The following is a 13,976-nucleotide window of genomic DNA, read 5'->3' as shown; positions in this document are numbered from 1 at the left end:
GGTTCTGTGCATTCGGTTAACGACCATGTGTTGATCGCTTGGCTCTAGTCTTGAATCGACTCGAGATAATAAACCAACGAAAGAGCGCGGCCCGAGGCGATGTAGAGGGCGTCAGTCTTGCTCACGCCACGGTCTTCCAAAGCGTCGGCCATGAAATAATCGCCCCAAACAGGCATTTCCGAAGTTCCGTGACCAGGAGCTTCCATCCCTAGAATAATCACATGATAAACATCCGGAAATGGAAACCGCCCACCGGCACGTTCAGAGAGTTTCGTCAAGCTGGGTGGCTTGACTTGAAACAGTTCACCAACCTGACCGCCACCTTTGCCATCTTCGCCGTGACATACTGCGCAGAATGCGCCGTAAGCCGATTTGCCCAACACAATCGCGGAGTCTTCCGCTTGAACTGCACTTGCCGAAAGAAAGATGGCCGCAGAAGTCAGTGCGTTCTTAAGTTTCATGAGTAACCTCCCTGAGTTTGTGTTGCTTTGTGTCTCGAACCCATCTGTATCAATAGGACCATTGAATGCGTCCTTTGTTCCATATGGTATCAGGTTGCGCGACCGCATTGATCTGCGTCAAGCGCGAGTTCAAGCCAAAAGGTTGCTTTCCAAATCTGACATACGGTCGCCGACACGAGACAACAGAAGGTCCAATCTCGCCGAAGAAGGCAGGTCAGCATTGGGCTCGAAGCGGTAATTGCCCCCACTCGAAGGTCAAGGCCGAGATGGGAGCAATGCAGAATGCGACGCGAGTGGTCAGAGCAGCGATTTGACCTTTTCCGCCACTGCTTCTGCCGTGATGCCGAATTTCTCGAACAGAGTCTCGGCCGGGGCCGAGGCGCCGAAGCTCGACATGCCGACGAAGCCGGACTTGGCTTCGCGGCCGCGCTCGCCGCAGAGCCAGCGGTCCCAGCCCAGGCGCGACCCGGCCTCGATGCCGACGCGGACGGCGCCGCCGGGCAGAACGCGCTTGCGGTAGCGTTCGTCCTGCTGTTCGAACAGTTCCCAGCAGGGCATCGAGACGACGCGGGTGCCGATGCCGTCGGCTTGCAGCAGATCGCGTGCGGCCATGGCGACCGAGACCTCGGAGCCGGTGGCGAGAAGGATCGCCTGACGCTTGCCCTCGGCCTCGGCCAGAACGTAGGCGCCTTGCGCCACGAGGTTTTTCGTCTTGTGCTCGGTTCGGAGCGTCGGCAGGCCCTGGCGGGTCAGTGCCAGCACGGAGGGCGTTGTCTGCGCGCCGAGGGCCAGTTCCCAGGCCTCGGCGGTCTCGACGGTGTCGCAGGGGCGGAAGGTCAGGGTGTTAGGCGTGGCCCGACAGATCGCGAGATGTTCGACTGGCTGGTGGGTGGGACCGTCTTCGCCGACGCCGATGGAATCGTGGGTCATGACGAAGACCGTGGGGATCTCCATCAGCGACGCCATGCGCATCGCCGGTCGGGCATAGTCGGTGAAGACGAAGAAGGTGCCGCCATAGGGGCGTACGCCGCCATGCAGTGCCATGCCGTTCATCGCCGCCGCCATGGCGTGTTCGCGGATGCCGTAATAGATGTAGCGGCCCTTGCGGTTGTCCACGTCGAACATGCCCAGATCACCGGTCCTGGTGTTGTTCGAGCCGGTCAGATCGGCCGAGCCGCCGACGGTTTCTGGCATGATCGGGTTGATGACCTCGAGCGTCATTTCCGAGCTCTTGCGGGTTGCTACCTTGGGCGCTTCCTCCGAAATCTGTTTCTTCAGGGCGCGGACCCGGCCGGCAAGCGATTTCGGCACCTCGCGGGCGTAGATGCGTGCGAACTCGGCTTGGCGGCGGTCGCTGTGGTCGGCAAGCCGGGCTTTCCAGGCTTCGTGTTCGGCGACGCCACGGGCGCCGACTTCCTCCCACCACGACTTGATGTCGTCCGGGATCTCGAACGGTCCGGTGGTCCAGCCATAGGCATCCTTGGCGGCCTGGAGCTGGCCGGCGTCGGTGAGCGCGCCATGGGCCTTGGAGGTGTCCTGCGCCGCGTGGCCGAGACCGATATGGGTCTTGCAGGCGATCATCGAGGGCTGCGGCGAATTCTTGGCGGCTGCGATCGCGGCGTCGATTTCAACAGGATCGTGGCCGTCGATTTCCTGCACGTGCCAGCCGGCGGAAGCGAAACGGGTGATCTGGTCGGTGCGGTCGCTGAGCTCGACCGTGCCGTCGATGGTGATGTTGTTGTTGTCCCAGAAGACGATCAGCTTACCCAACTGGTGGCGGCCGGCGAGGGTGATCGCCTCCTGGCTGACCCCTTCCATCAGGCAGCCGTCGCCGGCGATGACATAGGTGTGGTGATCGACCAGCTTGCGCCCGAACCGGGCGCGCTGGATCTCTTCGGCCATGGCGAAACCCACCGACATGGCGATGCCTTGACCGAGCGGGCCGCCGGTGGCCTCGACCCCGGGCGCGTGGCCATATTCGGGGTGGCCGGCGGTGATCGCGCCCCACTGACGGAAATTTTTGATCTGGTCGAGCGTCATCTCGGGCGTGCCGGTGAGATAGAGCAGCGAATAGAGCAGCATCGAACCGTGCCCGGCCGAGAGCACGAAGCGGTCGCGGTCGGGCCAGTCGGGGGCGGCGGCGTGGAACTTCAGGTGTTTCGAGAACAGCACCGTGGCGACATCGGCCATGCCCATCGGCATACCGGAATGGCCCGAATTGGCCGCGTGCACGGCATCGAGCGTCAGCGTGCGGATGGCGGCGGCGCGCATCCAGTGATCGGGGTGGGCGGCACGAAGGGCGGCGATGTCCATATGCGTGTCGAAGTCCTTTGCTGGAGTGACCTTGAGCCTCTGCTTATCAGCCCGTGACGGGGCCGCAAATGCGCGAAAACGCGCGGGGGCAGATGCCGGCCCGGGCCGGATACTGCCGTGCCGGGGTTTCCTTGTTTGGAAACAAGGCGAAAGGCTTTAAACTTGAACCTGTCCGGCAAGACGGGATTGATTCGCGCAGGGGAGAGACAGGCACCACGCGGACCCGCCAAGCCGGATGGGTGGCCGGGTTGCCGTCTGCCCGATGCACGGACGGTCCGCACGGACCCGGGTGCGACAGGCGCAGCCAATGCGCGGAGACAGAGGAAAGAGGCATGAGCCAGGTAGAGGAATTGGAAGGCCGGATCACTGCTGCGCTGGACCGGATTGCGAAAGGCCTCGACGGTCTGTCGTCCGATGGTGGGGGCGAGGCGGATGAGCTGGAGCGGGTCAAGGCGGAACTCGAAGACGAAAAGCTGGCGTCGGCCCAGCTCGAGGAGCGGATCAAGGCGCTGCACGAGAAACAGGACGACCAGCTGGCCGAACTGGAGACCCGGGCCACCGAGCAGGCCGAGATGCTGGAGCGTCTGGATGGCGAGTTGCAGCGTCTGCGCAAGGCCAACGACCAGTTGCGGGCCGCGAACAGTGCTCTGCGCGAGGCCAACGAACAGGGCGTGGGCGAGCCGCACCTGATCAACAAGGCGATGCTGGCCGAGCTTGAAGCGCTGCGCGCTGCGCGGGCAGCGGATGCCGCCGAGACCCAGGCGGTGCTGCAATCGCTGGATCATCTGCTCAAGGCCGGGGAGGACGCGTGATGCCGGAAGTGGAAATCAATATCGGTGGCCGCAGTTTCGAGGTGGCCTGCCAAGAAGGCGAAGAGCACTACCTGCAGGCGGCCGCGGCGCTGCTCGACAAGGAGGCCTCGGCGCTGACCAGCCAGATCGGGCGTTTGCCTGAAGCCCGGATGCTGCTTATGGCGGGGCTGATGCTGGCCGACAAGACGGCCGGCGTCGAAGACCGGCTGCGCGATCTCAAGCACAAGATGGCGGACATGGAGAGCGAGCTCGACCGCTTGAAGAGTGCACCGGCTCCGGACCCGGAACGGATCGAGGTGCCGGTGGTGCCCGAAAGCGTGACCGAGAGCCTCGCTGAACTGGCCGCGCGGGCCGAGTCCCTGGCGGCGGAAGTGGAAGAGAAAATCGCCGGCTAGGGGCTGCTTGCCCCGAGCCCGTGTGTTTGCGCGACTGGACCCGGCTTAGCCGTGGCCGTCGCGGTAATGCCGTAGAACGAACAGCCGAATGGCCGAGGCGAGGCCGGTGTCGAAATCGCGGGCTTCGTCGATCTCGGCAGCCAGCGCGTTGATCGGCTGGCCGCGGTCGCGGGCGATTGCGCGGAAGGCCTGCCAGAAGTCCTCTTCCAGAGACACCGAGGTCCGGTGGCCGCGCAGCGTGAGCGAATGTTTGACGGGACGGTTCATTCGTCGCGCTTCTTGCCGTCGAGATCGCGGCTGGCTTTCTCGGCACGGGCTTTGTCGAGCGATTTCTGCGCCTTGTTGCGCCCGAATTTCACCGCGTTTTCATCGGCCTGCGCCTTTTTTTGAAGGCGAGCCTTTTGTTTGCGTGCGCGGTTGAGGTTGACGATGTCGGCCATGGCATGAACATGCCACGCCGCGCTGCCGCTGGAAAGGGGGCGGGTTAAGGCCTTTATCAGGTCTTGCAGCTCCGGGACAACGCGCCAGATGTCGACGCCGGTCGTTAGCAGCCCTCTTGAAGGGATTATTCCCCATGAACTTCGGAGCCTTCGCCCTAGGCGCTGTGTTATGCCGCGCCACCGGATCGGGACCGTTGCCAGCGGCAGGGCGCCAGCCGGCGTCGGGGCTGGGGGCGTTCGGGATGGCGCGCGGCCTCGCCTCAGGCAGCGTCTGGGCGGAGGGTGCAAAGCGTGATGGTTGCGTGGTCGGCGCGCGTCGTCAGTCGTGCGGCCCGATCATGGTCTCGGGTCGCACCAGACGGTCGAAGGTGTCCGCGTCGACGAGACCGAGCGCCAGAGCCTCCTCGCGCAGCGTGGTGCCGTTGGCATGCGCCGACTTGGCGATTCTAGCAGCGTTTTCGTAACCGATTTCCGGCGCCAGCGCGGTGACCAGCATCAGGCTTTGCTGCATCAACTCGGCGATGCGCGTCTCATTGGCCTGAAGCCCGTCGAGCAGGTTGTCGGAGAAGGCCTGGGACGCGTCGGCCAGAAGTTGCAGGGACTGCAGCACGTTATAGACGATCATCGGCTTGAAGACGTTGAGCTCGAAATGGCCCTGGGAGCCGGCGAAACCGACGGCGGTGTCGTTGCCGATGACGTGGATGCAGACCTGGGTCAGCGCCTCGCACTGGGTCGGATTGACCTTGCCGGGCATGATCGATGACCCGGGTTCGTTTTCCGGCAGGATCAATTCGCCCAGACCCGAGCGTGGGCCGGAGCCGAGAAAGCGGATGTCGTTGGCGATCTTGAAGAGCGACGCGGCCACCGTGCGAAGCGCCCCGGAAAAAGAGACCATGGCGTCATGTGCGGCCAGCGCCTCGAACTTGTTGGGGGCGGTGGTGAAGGGCAGGCCGGTGAGATCGGCCAGCCGCGCCGCGATGGCTGCGCCCCAGCCGGGCGGCGCGTTAAGGCCGGTGCCGACCGCGGTGCCGCCCTGAGCCAGCTCGTGAATGCCATCGAGCGCGGCGCGGATGCGGCCGATTCCCATACGCAATTGATGGGCATAGCCGGAAAACTCCTGGCCGAGGGTCAGCGGGGTTGCGTCCTGGGTATGGGTCCGGCCGATCTTGACGATAGGGGCGAAGGCCTGCGCCTTGGCGTCGAGGGCCGCCAGCATCCGGGCGAGCGCGGGCAGCAACAAGTGATGCGCGGTCAGGGCGGTGGCGACATGCATTGCCGTAGGAAAGGTGTCGTTCGAGCTCTGACCCATGTTGACATGATCGTTGGGGTGAACGGGGTCCTTGCTGCCGATGGTCCCGCCCAGCTTCTCGATGGCGCGGTTGGCGATCACTTCGTTGGCGTTCATGTTGGATTGGGTGCCTGACCCGGTCTGCCAGACAACCAGCGGGAAATGATCGTCGAGCTGGCCGTCGGCCACCTCCTGCGCGGCGGAGGCGATGGCCTGGCCGAGCGCGGGGGCGAGGCGCCCATGGGCCATGTTTTCTTCGGCGCAGGCGCGTTTGATCAGGCCGAGGGCATGGATCACGGCCGCCGGCTGACGTTCCCAGCCGATCGCGAAGTTGTGGATCGAGCGCTGGGTTTGCGCCCCCCAGTAGCGGTCGCTCGGCACCTCTATGGGGCCGAAGGTGTCGGTTTCAGTGCGGGTGCCGGCCATGGTTTGCCCTGTCTGCTGCCTGTGGTGTTCCGAGCATGGCGGCGGATGGCGCGGAGATCAATGATGGGCTGGTGTCAGTCGCGCAGGGCGGCGGTCACCACCACCTCGATCAGGTCGCCGCCGGCGAGATCGGCGCCGACGCAGGCGCGTTGCGGCCAGTTCTCGGGCGGGCCGATCCAATCGCACCAGATCGCGTCCATAGCCGGTTTATCCGCCATGTCGCGCAGATAGACGGTGGCTTGCACCAGCCGCGACTTGGCGCTGCCGGTTTCGTCGAGAAGCGCCTCGATCGTCGCCAGGGTGTTGCGCGTCTGGGCTTCGAGTCCCTGGCCGCCCTTGGTGTCGGTTGCCACAGCATAGACCAGCCCACCATGAACCACGGCCCGGCAGCGGCCGCGATTATTGCCGTGAAACCGGGTGATCTTGGCAGTCACGGCGCTATTTCCGGAAGCTGTCGAGGCGGACGATCTCGGCGTCGTGATGAGCCTCGTCTTCCGGTCCGTCGGGCCCGGGATCGGGATCATCGCCGTCGTCGTCTTCCTCTTCATGGGTTTCGAAGCGCAGGCCGAATTCGACGGACGGGTCGACGAAGGTCTTGATCGCGTCGTAGGGGATGTAGAGCGGTTCGGGATCGTCGCCGAAATTGAGCGTCACCGCGAAGCCGTCATCGCCGACGTCGAGCCCGTCGAACCAGTGCTGCATCACCACCGTCATCTCGTCCGGATAACGGTCGCGCAGCCAGTCGGCGAGCCGGGCATCGGGGTGGGTGGTGTCGAAGGTGATGAAGAAATGATGCGCGCCGGGCAGGCCATGCTCTGAAACAGAGTGCAGCACCTCCTGGATGAGGCCGCGCATGGCGCGGTGCATGAGGCTGCCGTAATCGATGCTGCGCGACATCTTCGATGGTTCCCGGTTGGCGTCTGGAGTCACCATAAGGGATTCGCGCGCGGAGGGAAGTGCCCGGTCGAAATTTGCTGCAGGGTGGCAAGAAACGGGAGGAAAGTGCAGGCTTCTGTTGCCAGGCGCCTGCGAACCCCGCCTGAGGCGGCTAGGCCTCAGGGCTTAGATTTCGGCTTTTCGCACCGCATTAAGCGGCGAGAGCGACCGGAGCACGATTGTCGTTGGCAATTATGCTTTTCGGACCGATAACGGTGGTACCTCACCGGGACAAAGCAAACCCCTTTACACGTTCGTCGATCCTATTTCGGCCCCATGAACCCTCCAACGACGGGGATTTTTGGTGGAGCCGCCGGGTACCGCCCCCGGGTCCGATCCGCTTATTACGAGCGCGTTTATGTCCATAGTCCCCAAGGGGACAGGGGAAATATAGGGGCGCGGCGCGGGTTTGGGAAGGGGCAGTTCGAAATCCGACGCGGATTTCGGTCCGGTTTCCGACGCGGAAACCGAAGCGGGTCCTCAAGGCCGGGGGAGATTTGAATTCGCGTCGAATTAAGAAACGATTTCCGCTTCGGAAATCGGGCGATCAGACGAGACGCCGGATTGGGGCCTGATTGCAGATCACGATGACATATCCGCGGTTTTCAATCGCGCGAAACCCGCGAAGACGAATCTCTTCGAGGAAGCGATCCATGCCGACGAAACGTTCGATATCTCGGATCTTGCGGCGTATGACATGGCCATCTGCCACCGATTTCGACGACAGAACACCATGGAGCCACGTTTCGGGAGCGAGTGCGGAATCGGGTCTGATCATGCAGTATGTGTCGCGTATCGTGGTTAACCGCCGGTTAACCGCGTTTCTTCGCCCGTTTTTCCATTACGTCGCGGGCGAGGCTTTGGGTGTACCTCTCAAGTTCGGTCAGAGCCGCTTCGACGGCGCCCGCGTCGCGGGCGTCGAGGGCGTCGGCGATTGCAGTATGCAGCTTGATGATTTCGGCCCGCGACCGCGCCGTGAAGGTGATCATGTTCATCAAGGGCTGCATCGCTTCGACCGCACCGGCGAGTTGGTACGACAGCACCGGGTTACCCGCCCCGTCGACCAGGGCGCGGTGAAAGGCGACATCGCTGTCGCAGAAGCTTTCGTCGGAAAGGCCCGGCTGGCCCTGGCGGTGGACCTCGGCGCGCATGGTGGCAAGCTGATCGGGCGTGCGGCGCTGTGCCGAGAGCGGGGCGCAGGCGCGTTCGAGCGCATAGCGGGCCTCGCAGGCGGTTTCGAAACTGACGGCGTTCATGCTGAGCAGCAGGGTCGAGGTGGTGATCTGCTGGGGATAGGCATCGCGGAAACTGAGCCGGTTGACAAAGGCGCCGCCGGACGCGCCGCGCTGGGTGCGAATGAGCGATTGCGCCGCCAGCCGTTTCAGGGCTTCGCGCACGGTGGGGCGGGAGACATCGAACTGTTCGGCCAGTTCGGCCTCGGATGGCAGGCGCTCATCGACAATGAGCGCGCCAGAGACGATCGCATCGCGGATCGCCTTGGCGATCTGGGCCGAGAGGTCGACAGAGCTGGTGGGGTCGATTTTCAATTGTCAGACATTTCTCGCTTGCGCCGTCGCGGCAATTGTCTGACATTAAGCACGAGATGGCTGAGTCGCCAAGGGGAGCGTGCCTATGTCGGCACTGGTGCAACGTATCGGGTCCATGCGCGGGGTGCATTGGCTGGCGCTGTTTGCCGTGATCCTGGCGGCTTGGGGGGCGCTTTATGCCATGGCGCTGCCCGATGATTTGCGGGCGGCCTCGAGGTTTTACGGGTCGGAGTTCTGGACCGAGTTGTGCACGGTGACGCCCGATGCCGCCGGGTTCGCGCGGATCGCCCTGATGTGGACGCTGATGTCGGCCGCGATGATGGCCCCGACAGCGCTGCCGGCTTTCGCCACTTATGACGACCTGTCGCGCGCCGCGCCAGGCGCGCGGTTTTCGTATCTCGTCGGCGGCTACATGGCGGTCTGGCTGGGCTTTTCCGTGATCGCGGCGGGGGTTCAGATGGGGCTCTTCCGCGCTGGACTGGTCAGCGTCTTCGGCGACAGCCTGTCGCTGACCCTGTCGGCCGGGCTTCTGGCGCTGGCCGGGCTCTATCAGTTCAGCCCGTTGAAGGAGGCCTGCCTGTCGAAATGCCGGATGCCGCTGATGTTTTTCATGGAACACTGGGACGAAGGCCCGTGGAGAAACGGATTGCGGCTGGGCCTGGTCTGTCTTGGCTGCTGCTGGGCGCTGATGCTGCTGGCTTTCGTTGGCGGCGTGATGAACATTGCCTTCATGGGGCTGGCGATGCTCCTGATGGCGCTGGAGAAACTGCCTGATATCGGGCGTTGGCTGACGAAACCGCTGGGCGTCGTTTTGCTTGCGGCGGCGGGCGTCATGGCAATCACTGCATTCTGAGGAGGACGCGACATGGCTTTGGATGGCGAAATCGGCACGGTACCCTGGACGATCAAGGGCGAGCTTATTCTCAACTGTAACTGCACGGTGTTCTGTCCGTGCGTGGTGTCTCTGGGCAAGCATCCGCCCACCGAAGGCCATTGCCAGACCTGGGGCGGCGTGCGGATCGACAGCGGTGGATATGGCGATCTCGACCTGAGTGGGCTGAACATCGGTCTGATGATCGAAATCCCCGGCATGATGGGGCGCGGCAACTGGAAGGTGGCGCTGTTCATCGACGACCGCTCGACCGAGGACCAGTATGAGGCCCTGGTCAATATCTTCAGCGGCGCGGCCAAGGGCACGACCGGGCTGTTCCAGATCCTGGTCGGCGAGATCCTGGGTCATGAGCGCCAACCGGTCAGCTATGAGACCGAAGGCAAGACCCGTCACATCACCGTGGGCCGCAAGATCCAGGGCGTCGTGACACCGGTCCAGGGCAAGGACGCCGACAAGGACCTGGTGATCACCAATACCGAGTATTGGATGGGCCCCGACATCACCGTCGCCTCGGCGCAGAAAGGCAAGCTCAGGGCCTATGGCCGGGTCTGGGATTTCGACGGCCGCAGCGCCGAAATCTGCCAGATCGACTGGCACGGACCGCGCTGATCCGGAGCGCTGAGGAGCGAAGCGATGGTGATGATCTCGCCGGAATACGTTTTGACCATGGCGCGCTACAATGCCTGGCAGAACCGGCAGATGAAGGTGGCGGTCGAGCCATTGCCGAGCGCCGCGCTGACCGAAGACCGCGGCGCGTTTTTCGGGTCGATTCTGGGCACGCTCAACCATCTGCTCTGGGGCGACGCAACGTGGATGGCGCGGTTCGATGGCGGCGAAAAGCCCGCCGGTGGAATCCCCGAGAGCACCGACCTGATGCCGAGCTTGTCGGAATGGGCGGTGGCGCGGTTCCGGATCGACGCGCGCATCCTGCACTGGGCGGAAAGTTTGAGGGCGGTCGATTTGGCGGGCGATCTGCGCTGGTATTCCGGCGCGGTCGGCGCGGAGGTTGCGAGGCCGATGGCGCTTTGCATCACGCATATGTTCAATCATCAGACCCACCACCGAGGCCAGTTGCACGCCATGGCCACGGCGGCGGGGGCAGAGGGCTGGACATCCGACCTGGCTTTCATGTCCGAGGAGGGACCATGGCTCTGATTTCACTATCGCGGCGCCTGCGGCGCACGCCGTTTTCCGAGGGTGTCGAGGCCGCCGGTGTCAAAGGCTATACCGTCTACAATCACATGCTGCTGCCGACTGTGTTCCACAGCATCGAGGACGACTACCACCATTTAAAACGAGCGGTGCAGGTCTGGGACGTGGCCTGTGAACGCCAGGTCGAGCTACGCGGACCGGATGCGGGGCGGCTGATGCAGATGCTGACGCCGCGCGACCTGCGCGGCATGCTGCCGGGCCAGTGCTATTACGTGCCCATTGTTGACGAGACCGGAGGCATGCTGAACGACCCGGTGGCGGTGAAGCTGGCCGAGGACCGCTGGTGGGTTTCGATCGCCGATAGCGATCTGCTCTATTGGGTGAAGGGGCTGGCTTATGGGTTCCGCCTTGACGTGTTGGTCGATGAGCCGGATGTGAGCCCGCTGGCCGTGCAGGGGCCGAAATCGGATGATCTGATGGCGGCGGTGTTCGGGGACAAGGTGCGCGACATCCGCTTTTTCCGGTTCGGGATGTTCGAGTTCCTCGGCCATCAGCTGGCGATTGCGCGCTCGGGCTATTCCAAGCAGGGCGGGTTCGAGATTTACGTCGAGGGCAGCGAGATCGGCATGCCGCTGTGGAACGTGTTGATGGAGGCCGGTCGCGACCTGGATGTCCGGGCCGGCTGTCCCAACCTGATCGAAAGGATCGAGAGCGGCCTGCTGAGTTATGGCAACGACATGACCGATGAAAACACGCCGCACGAATGCGGGCTGGGGCGGTTCTGCAATACCCACACGGCGATCGGATGCGTCGGCCGGGACGCATTGCTGCGGGTGGCACAGGAAGGTCCGGTGCGCCAGATCCGCTCGATCGAGATCGATGGGCCCGCGGTGCCGGCTTGCGACCAGCTCTGGCAGATCCGGGCCGGGGAGCAGGTGGTGGGGCGGGTTTCGTCGGCGACATGGTCGCCGGACTTCCAAACCAACGTGGCGATCGGAATGGTGCGCATGACCCATTGGAACCCGGGCACCGAACTGGCTGTGGAACTGCCCGACGGATCGCGCCGCGATGCGCTGGTCAAGGAAGGGTTCTGGAACTAAGTCAGGGTGCGGGGGCCAGTCCCCGCACTCCCGAGATTTCAGTCAGATGAAGCGGGGGAAGGCCTCGCCGGAAAGGATGGAAGTGATGTTCAACGCATTGGTGGTTCGCAAGGACGAGGACAGCGGTAAGACGAGCGCTGCGGTCGAAGAAATCGGTTTGGACGACCTGCCCGAAGCCGAGGTGACGGTGGCGGTGGAGTATTCCACGGTGAACTACAAGGATGGGCTGTGCATCGGGCCGGGTGGCGGGCTGGTGCGCAAGTACCCGCATGTGCCGGGGATCGATTTCGCCGGCACGGTCGAGGCGAGCTCGGACGACCGCTACAAGCCGGGAGACAAGGTGGTTCTGACCGGTTGGCGTGTGGGCGAGGCGCACTGGGGCGGCTACGCGCAGAAGGCACGGGTCAAAGGTGACTGGCTGGTGCCGCTGCCAGGAGGGCTCGATACGCGGGCGGCGATGGCCGTGGGCACCGCCGGGTTCACTGCGATGCTGGCGGTGATGGCGTTGGAAGATCACGGGCTGGAGAAGCATCACGGGCCGGTTCTGGTGACCGGGGCGGCCGGTGGTGTTGGCTCAGTGGCCACGGCGATCCTGGCGAACCTTGGCTACGAGGTGGCGGCCGTGACTGGACGACCGGAAACCGAGGCGTATCTGCGCGGACTGGGAGCGACACAGATCGTGCCGCGCGAGGAGATCAACGAGACCACCAAGCGGCCGCTGGAAAGCGAGTCCTGGGCCGGGTGCGTCGATGCCGTGGGCGGCGCCATGCTGGCGCGGGTCCTGGGGCAGATGAAATATGGCTGCTCGGTTGCCGCGGTGGGGCTGGCGGGCGGCGCGGCGTTGCCGGCGACCGTGGTTCCGTTCCTGCTGCGCGGCGTCAACCTGTTGGGGATCGACTCGGTCATGCAACCCTATGACAACCGGGTGCGGGCGTGGCAACGAATTGCGTCGGATCTGCCAATGGACAAACTCGAGGCGATGATCCAGCCGGCGGTGTTGGCCGATCTGCCAAAGCTCGGCGCCGATATCCTCAAGGGCCAGGTCAAGGGCCGGGTCGTGGTCGACGTCAACGCCTGACGCGGCGATCGACAGATGCGGGCGGTGCCGCCATAGTACCGACCGTGACGACTTGCGCAAATAACGCCAGGTATTTCGCCCCGTTCGCACAATACGGGCGGGCCAGACATCTGTGCAGGAAGGAAGACCGCCGCGGGCGGTCTTTTTCGTTTCTCGAGCCTCGCGTGGCCTGAACGCGAGACAAGAGACCATGACAACAACTATCATCCGACTGGCGCAAGAACGCGACCTCGCTGCGCTGGGCGCCATGGTGGGCGCGCAGGCCGCGCATCACGGCGACGCGGCGGCGACCAGCGAGGACCTGCGCAGGCGCGACATCCTGAGCAACCATCCTTGGGTCCGAGTATGGGTGGCCGAGGCGCAGGGGCGGTTGGTGGGGTATGTCGCCTGCACGCGGCGGGTGCAGATGCAGTTCGGCAAGCGCGGCATCGACCTGCATCATCTCTTTGTCGTGGAGGACCGGCGCGGGCAGGGGGTGGGCACAGCGCTGGTCGACGTGGCCAGGGACTGGGCCAGGGACGAAGCCTGCAGCGTGGTGATGGTGGGCACCGAACCCGGCAATATCCGCGCGCAGCGATTCTATCTGGGGCTGAGCTTCCAGCAGGTGACGGTCGAAGGGGTGCGGTTTGTCCTGCCGGTCGAGGCTCGCTAACACCCGGCGCGAGCGATAAGGTTTCGCCAGGCACGTGATTCTGGAAGGGCCAGCCGATGAGTTATGACACCGACAACATCTTCGCCAAGATCCTGCGCGGCGAGGTCCCGAGCGAGAAGCTTTACGAGGATGTGGATACCTATGTCTTCATGGACATCATGCCGCGCGCTGACGGCCACTGCCTGGTGGTCCCGAAGACGCCGTGCCGCAATATCCTGGATGCTTCGCCCGAGCAGATGGCGGCCTGCATGGTAACGGTGCAGAAGATGGCCCGCGCGGTGATGAAGGCCTTTGGCGCCGAGGGTGTGACGCTGCAGCAGTTCAGCGAGGCGGCGGGCGGGCAGGAGGTGTTTCACCTGCATTTCCACGTGCTGCCCCGGCATGAAGGTGCGAGGTTGCGGCCGCCGGGAACGATGGCGGATTTCGACGTGCTGAAACTCCATGCCGATAAGATCCGGGCGGTGCTGGCCGCTGGCGTTTAAGG

General features: G+C 64.0%; 18 protein-coding genes and 1 other RNA gene. 9 read left to right on the top strand and 10 right to left on the bottom strand.

Going from position 1 to position 13,976, the window contains the following annotated elements:
• Nucleotides 1–44: 44 nt before the first annotated feature.
• Complete coding sequence (locus NO357_RS03745) at nt 45–461, bottom strand: c-type cytochrome (protein WP_306734267.1); 417 nt, start codon at nt 459–461, stop codon at nt 45–47.
• A gap of 297 nt (nt 462–758) precedes the next feature.
• Nucleotides 759–2,774 (bottom strand): transketolase, encoded by a 2,016-nt coding sequence (tkt, locus tag NO357_RS03740; RefSeq protein ID WP_306734266.1) that lies wholly within the window; start codon nt 2,772–2,774, stop codon nt 759–761.
• Between the two features lie 332 nt (nt 2,775–3,106).
• Here tkt and NO357_RS03735 point away from each other — a divergent pair, with 332 nt between their 5' ends.
• Both NO357_RS03735 and NO357_RS03730 read left to right on the top strand, forming a co-directional pair.
• Nucleotides 3,107–3,586, top strand: coding sequence for a hypothetical protein (locus NO357_RS03735; RefSeq protein WP_306734265.1), 480 nt, complete (start codon nt 3,107–3,109; stop codon nt 3,584–3,586).
• Nucleotides 3,586–3,981 (top strand): cell division protein ZapA, encoded by a 396-nt coding sequence (locus tag NO357_RS03730; RefSeq protein ID WP_306734264.1) that lies wholly within the window; start codon nt 3,586–3,588, stop codon nt 3,979–3,981. Before NO357_RS03735 ends, NO357_RS03730 begins: the two co-directional genes overlap by 1 nt.
• A 45-nt stretch (nt 3,982–4,026) precedes the next feature.
• On the opposite strand, the gene NO357_RS03725 is transcribed toward NO357_RS03730, so the two are convergent.
• The 8 genes from NO357_RS03725 to NO357_RS03690 all read right to left on the bottom strand — a co-directional run bounded on the left by NO357_RS03725 (nt 4,027) and on the right by NO357_RS03690 (nt 8,618).
• Entirely contained in the window at nt 4,027–4,248 is a 222-nt protein-coding gene (locus NO357_RS03725; RefSeq protein ID WP_306734263.1) for a ribbon-helix-helix domain-containing protein, read from the bottom strand.
• Nucleotides 4,245–4,421, bottom strand: coding sequence for a DUF4169 family protein (locus NO357_RS03720; protein ID WP_306734262.1), 177 nt, complete (start codon nt 4,419–4,421; stop codon nt 4,245–4,247). Before NO357_RS03720 ends, NO357_RS03725 begins: the two co-directional genes overlap by 4 nt.
• Before the next feature lie 319 nt (nt 4,422–4,740).
• Nucleotides 4,741–6,135, bottom strand: coding sequence for a class II fumarate hydratase (gene fumC / locus NO357_RS03715; protein WP_306734261.1), 1,395 nt, complete (start codon nt 6,133–6,135; stop codon nt 4,741–4,743).
• A gap of 74 nt (nt 6,136–6,209) precedes the next feature.
• Nucleotides 6,210–6,569 (bottom strand): RidA family protein, encoded by a 360-nt coding sequence (locus NO357_RS03710; protein WP_306734260.1) that lies wholly within the window; start codon nt 6,567–6,569, stop codon nt 6,210–6,212.
• Nucleotides 6,570–6,573: 4 nt separating this feature from the next.
• Entirely contained in the window at nt 6,574–7,032 is a 459-nt protein-coding gene (locus tag NO357_RS03705; RefSeq protein ID WP_306734259.1) for an SspB family protein, read from the bottom strand.
• 104 nt (nt 7,033–7,136) lie between these two features.
• Nucleotides 7,137–7,491, bottom strand: a transfer-messenger RNA (tmRNA) gene (gene ssrA, locus NO357_RS03700).
• A 127-nt stretch (nt 7,492–7,618) separates the two neighbouring features.
• Entirely contained in the window at nt 7,619–7,849 is a 231-nt protein-coding gene (locus NO357_RS03695) for an aspartate aminotransferase (RefSeq protein ID WP_306734258.1), read from the bottom strand.
• Nucleotides 7,850–7,883: 34 nt separating this feature from the next.
• Nucleotides 7,884–8,618: a FadR/GntR family transcriptional regulator gene (locus tag NO357_RS03690; protein WP_306734257.1), complete on the bottom strand. Its 735-nt coding sequence runs from the start codon at nt 8,616–8,618 to the stop codon at nt 7,884–7,886.
• A 115-nt stretch (nt 8,619–8,733) separates the two neighbouring features.
• Between NO357_RS03690 and NO357_RS03685 the strand changes: the two genes are divergently transcribed.
• The 7 genes from NO357_RS03685 to NO357_RS03655 all read left to right on the top strand — a co-directional run bounded on the left by NO357_RS03685 (nt 8,734) and on the right by NO357_RS03655 (nt 13,974).
• Entirely contained in the window at nt 8,734–9,471 is a 738-nt protein-coding gene (locus NO357_RS03685) for a DUF2182 domain-containing protein (RefSeq protein ID WP_376744355.1), read from the top strand.
• A 12-nt stretch (nt 9,472–9,483) separates the two neighbouring features.
• Nucleotides 9,484–10,119 carry a DUF1326 domain-containing protein gene (locus NO357_RS03680; protein ID WP_306734254.1) on the top strand — a complete coding sequence of 212 codons (636 nt, stop codon included), beginning with the start codon at nt 9,484–9,486 and terminating at the stop codon, nt 10,117–10,119.
• 30 nt (nt 10,120–10,149) lie between these two features.
• Complete coding sequence (locus NO357_RS03675; protein ID WP_306734763.1) at nt 10,150–10,665, top strand: DinB family protein; 516 nt, start codon at nt 10,150–10,152, stop codon at nt 10,663–10,665.
• On the top strand, nt 10,656–11,762 hold the full coding sequence (locus NO357_RS03670; RefSeq protein ID WP_306734253.1) for a dimethylsulfoniopropionate demethylase: 1,107 nt from the start codon (nt 10,656–10,658) through the stop codon (nt 11,760–11,762). The genes NO357_RS03675 and NO357_RS03670 overlap by 10 nt, the downstream gene beginning before the upstream one ends.
• A gap of 85 nt (nt 11,763–11,847) precedes the next feature.
• A complete protein-coding gene (acuI, locus tag NO357_RS03665; RefSeq protein ID WP_306734252.1) occupies nt 11,848–12,840 on the top strand; it encodes an acryloyl-CoA reductase in 993 nt (330 codons plus the stop codon).
• A 190-nt stretch (nt 12,841–13,030) separates the two neighbouring features.
• Complete coding sequence (locus NO357_RS03660) at nt 13,031–13,492, top strand: GNAT family N-acetyltransferase (RefSeq protein WP_306734251.1); 462 nt, start codon at nt 13,031–13,033, stop codon at nt 13,490–13,492.
• A gap of 56 nt (nt 13,493–13,548) precedes the next feature.
• Nucleotides 13,549–13,974 (top strand): HIT family protein, encoded by a 426-nt coding sequence (locus NO357_RS03655; protein ID WP_306734250.1) that lies wholly within the window; start codon nt 13,549–13,551, stop codon nt 13,972–13,974.
• The last annotated feature ends 2 nt before the right edge of the window (nt 13,975–13,976 follow it).

This window comes from Marimonas arenosa, from assembly GCF_030848945.1.
GTDB lineage: Bacteria > Pseudomonadota > Alphaproteobacteria > Rhodobacterales > Rhodobacteraceae > Marimonas > Marimonas arenosa.
This window is presented reverse-complemented; position numbering and strand designations above follow the sequence as displayed.

Excerpts from the sequence above, each read along its gene's own strand:
- NO357_RS03745 (WP_306734267.1), bottom strand. The coding sequence starts at position 461 with ATGAAACTTAAGAACGCACTGACTTCTGCGGCCATCTTTCTTTCGGCA.
- tkt (WP_306734266.1), bottom strand. The coding sequence starts at position 2,774 with ATGGACATCGCCGCCCTTCGTGCCGCCCACCCCGATCACTGGATGCGC.
- NO357_RS03735 (WP_306734265.1), top strand. The coding sequence starts at position 3,107 with ATGAGCCAGGTAGAGGAATTGGAAGGCCGGATCACTGCTGCGCTGGAC.
- NO357_RS03730 (WP_306734264.1), top strand. The coding sequence starts at position 3,586 with ATGCCGGAAGTGGAAATCAATATCGGTGGCCGCAGTTTCGAGGTGGCC.
- NO357_RS03725 (WP_306734263.1), bottom strand. The coding sequence starts at position 4,248 with ATGAACCGTCCCGTCAAACATTCGCTCACGCTGCGCGGCCACCGGACC.
- NO357_RS03720 (WP_306734262.1), bottom strand. The coding sequence starts at position 4,421 with ATGGCCGACATCGTCAACCTCAACCGCGCACGCAAACAAAAGGCTCGC.
- fumC (WP_306734261.1), bottom strand. The coding sequence starts at position 6,135 with ATGGCCGGCACCCGCACTGAAACCGACACCTTCGGCCCCATAGAGGTG.
- NO357_RS03705 (WP_306734259.1), bottom strand. The coding sequence starts at position 7,032 with ATGTCGCGCAGCATCGATTACGGCAGCCTCATGCACCGCGCCATGCGC.
- NO357_RS03695 (WP_306734258.1), bottom strand. The coding sequence starts at position 7,849 with ATGATCAGACCCGATTCCGCACTCGCTCCCGAAACGTGGCTCCATGGT.
- NO357_RS03685 (WP_376744355.1), top strand. The coding sequence starts at position 8,734 with ATGCGCGGGGTGCATTGGCTGGCGCTGTTTGCCGTGATCCTGGCGGCT.
- NO357_RS03680 (WP_306734254.1), top strand. The coding sequence starts at position 9,484 with ATGGCTTTGGATGGCGAAATCGGCACGGTACCCTGGACGATCAAGGGC.
- NO357_RS03675 (WP_306734763.1), top strand. The coding sequence starts at position 10,150 with ATGATCTCGCCGGAATACGTTTTGACCATGGCGCGCTACAATGCCTGG.
- NO357_RS03670 (WP_306734253.1), top strand. The coding sequence starts at position 10,656 with ATGGCTCTGATTTCACTATCGCGGCGCCTGCGGCGCACGCCGTTTTCC.
- acuI (WP_306734252.1), top strand. The coding sequence starts at position 11,848 with ATGTTCAACGCATTGGTGGTTCGCAAGGACGAGGACAGCGGTAAGACG.
- NO357_RS03660 (WP_306734251.1), top strand. The coding sequence starts at position 13,031 with ATGACAACAACTATCATCCGACTGGCGCAAGAACGCGACCTCGCTGCG.
- NO357_RS03655 (WP_306734250.1), top strand. The coding sequence starts at position 13,549 with ATGAGTTATGACACCGACAACATCTTCGCCAAGATCCTGCGCGGCGAG.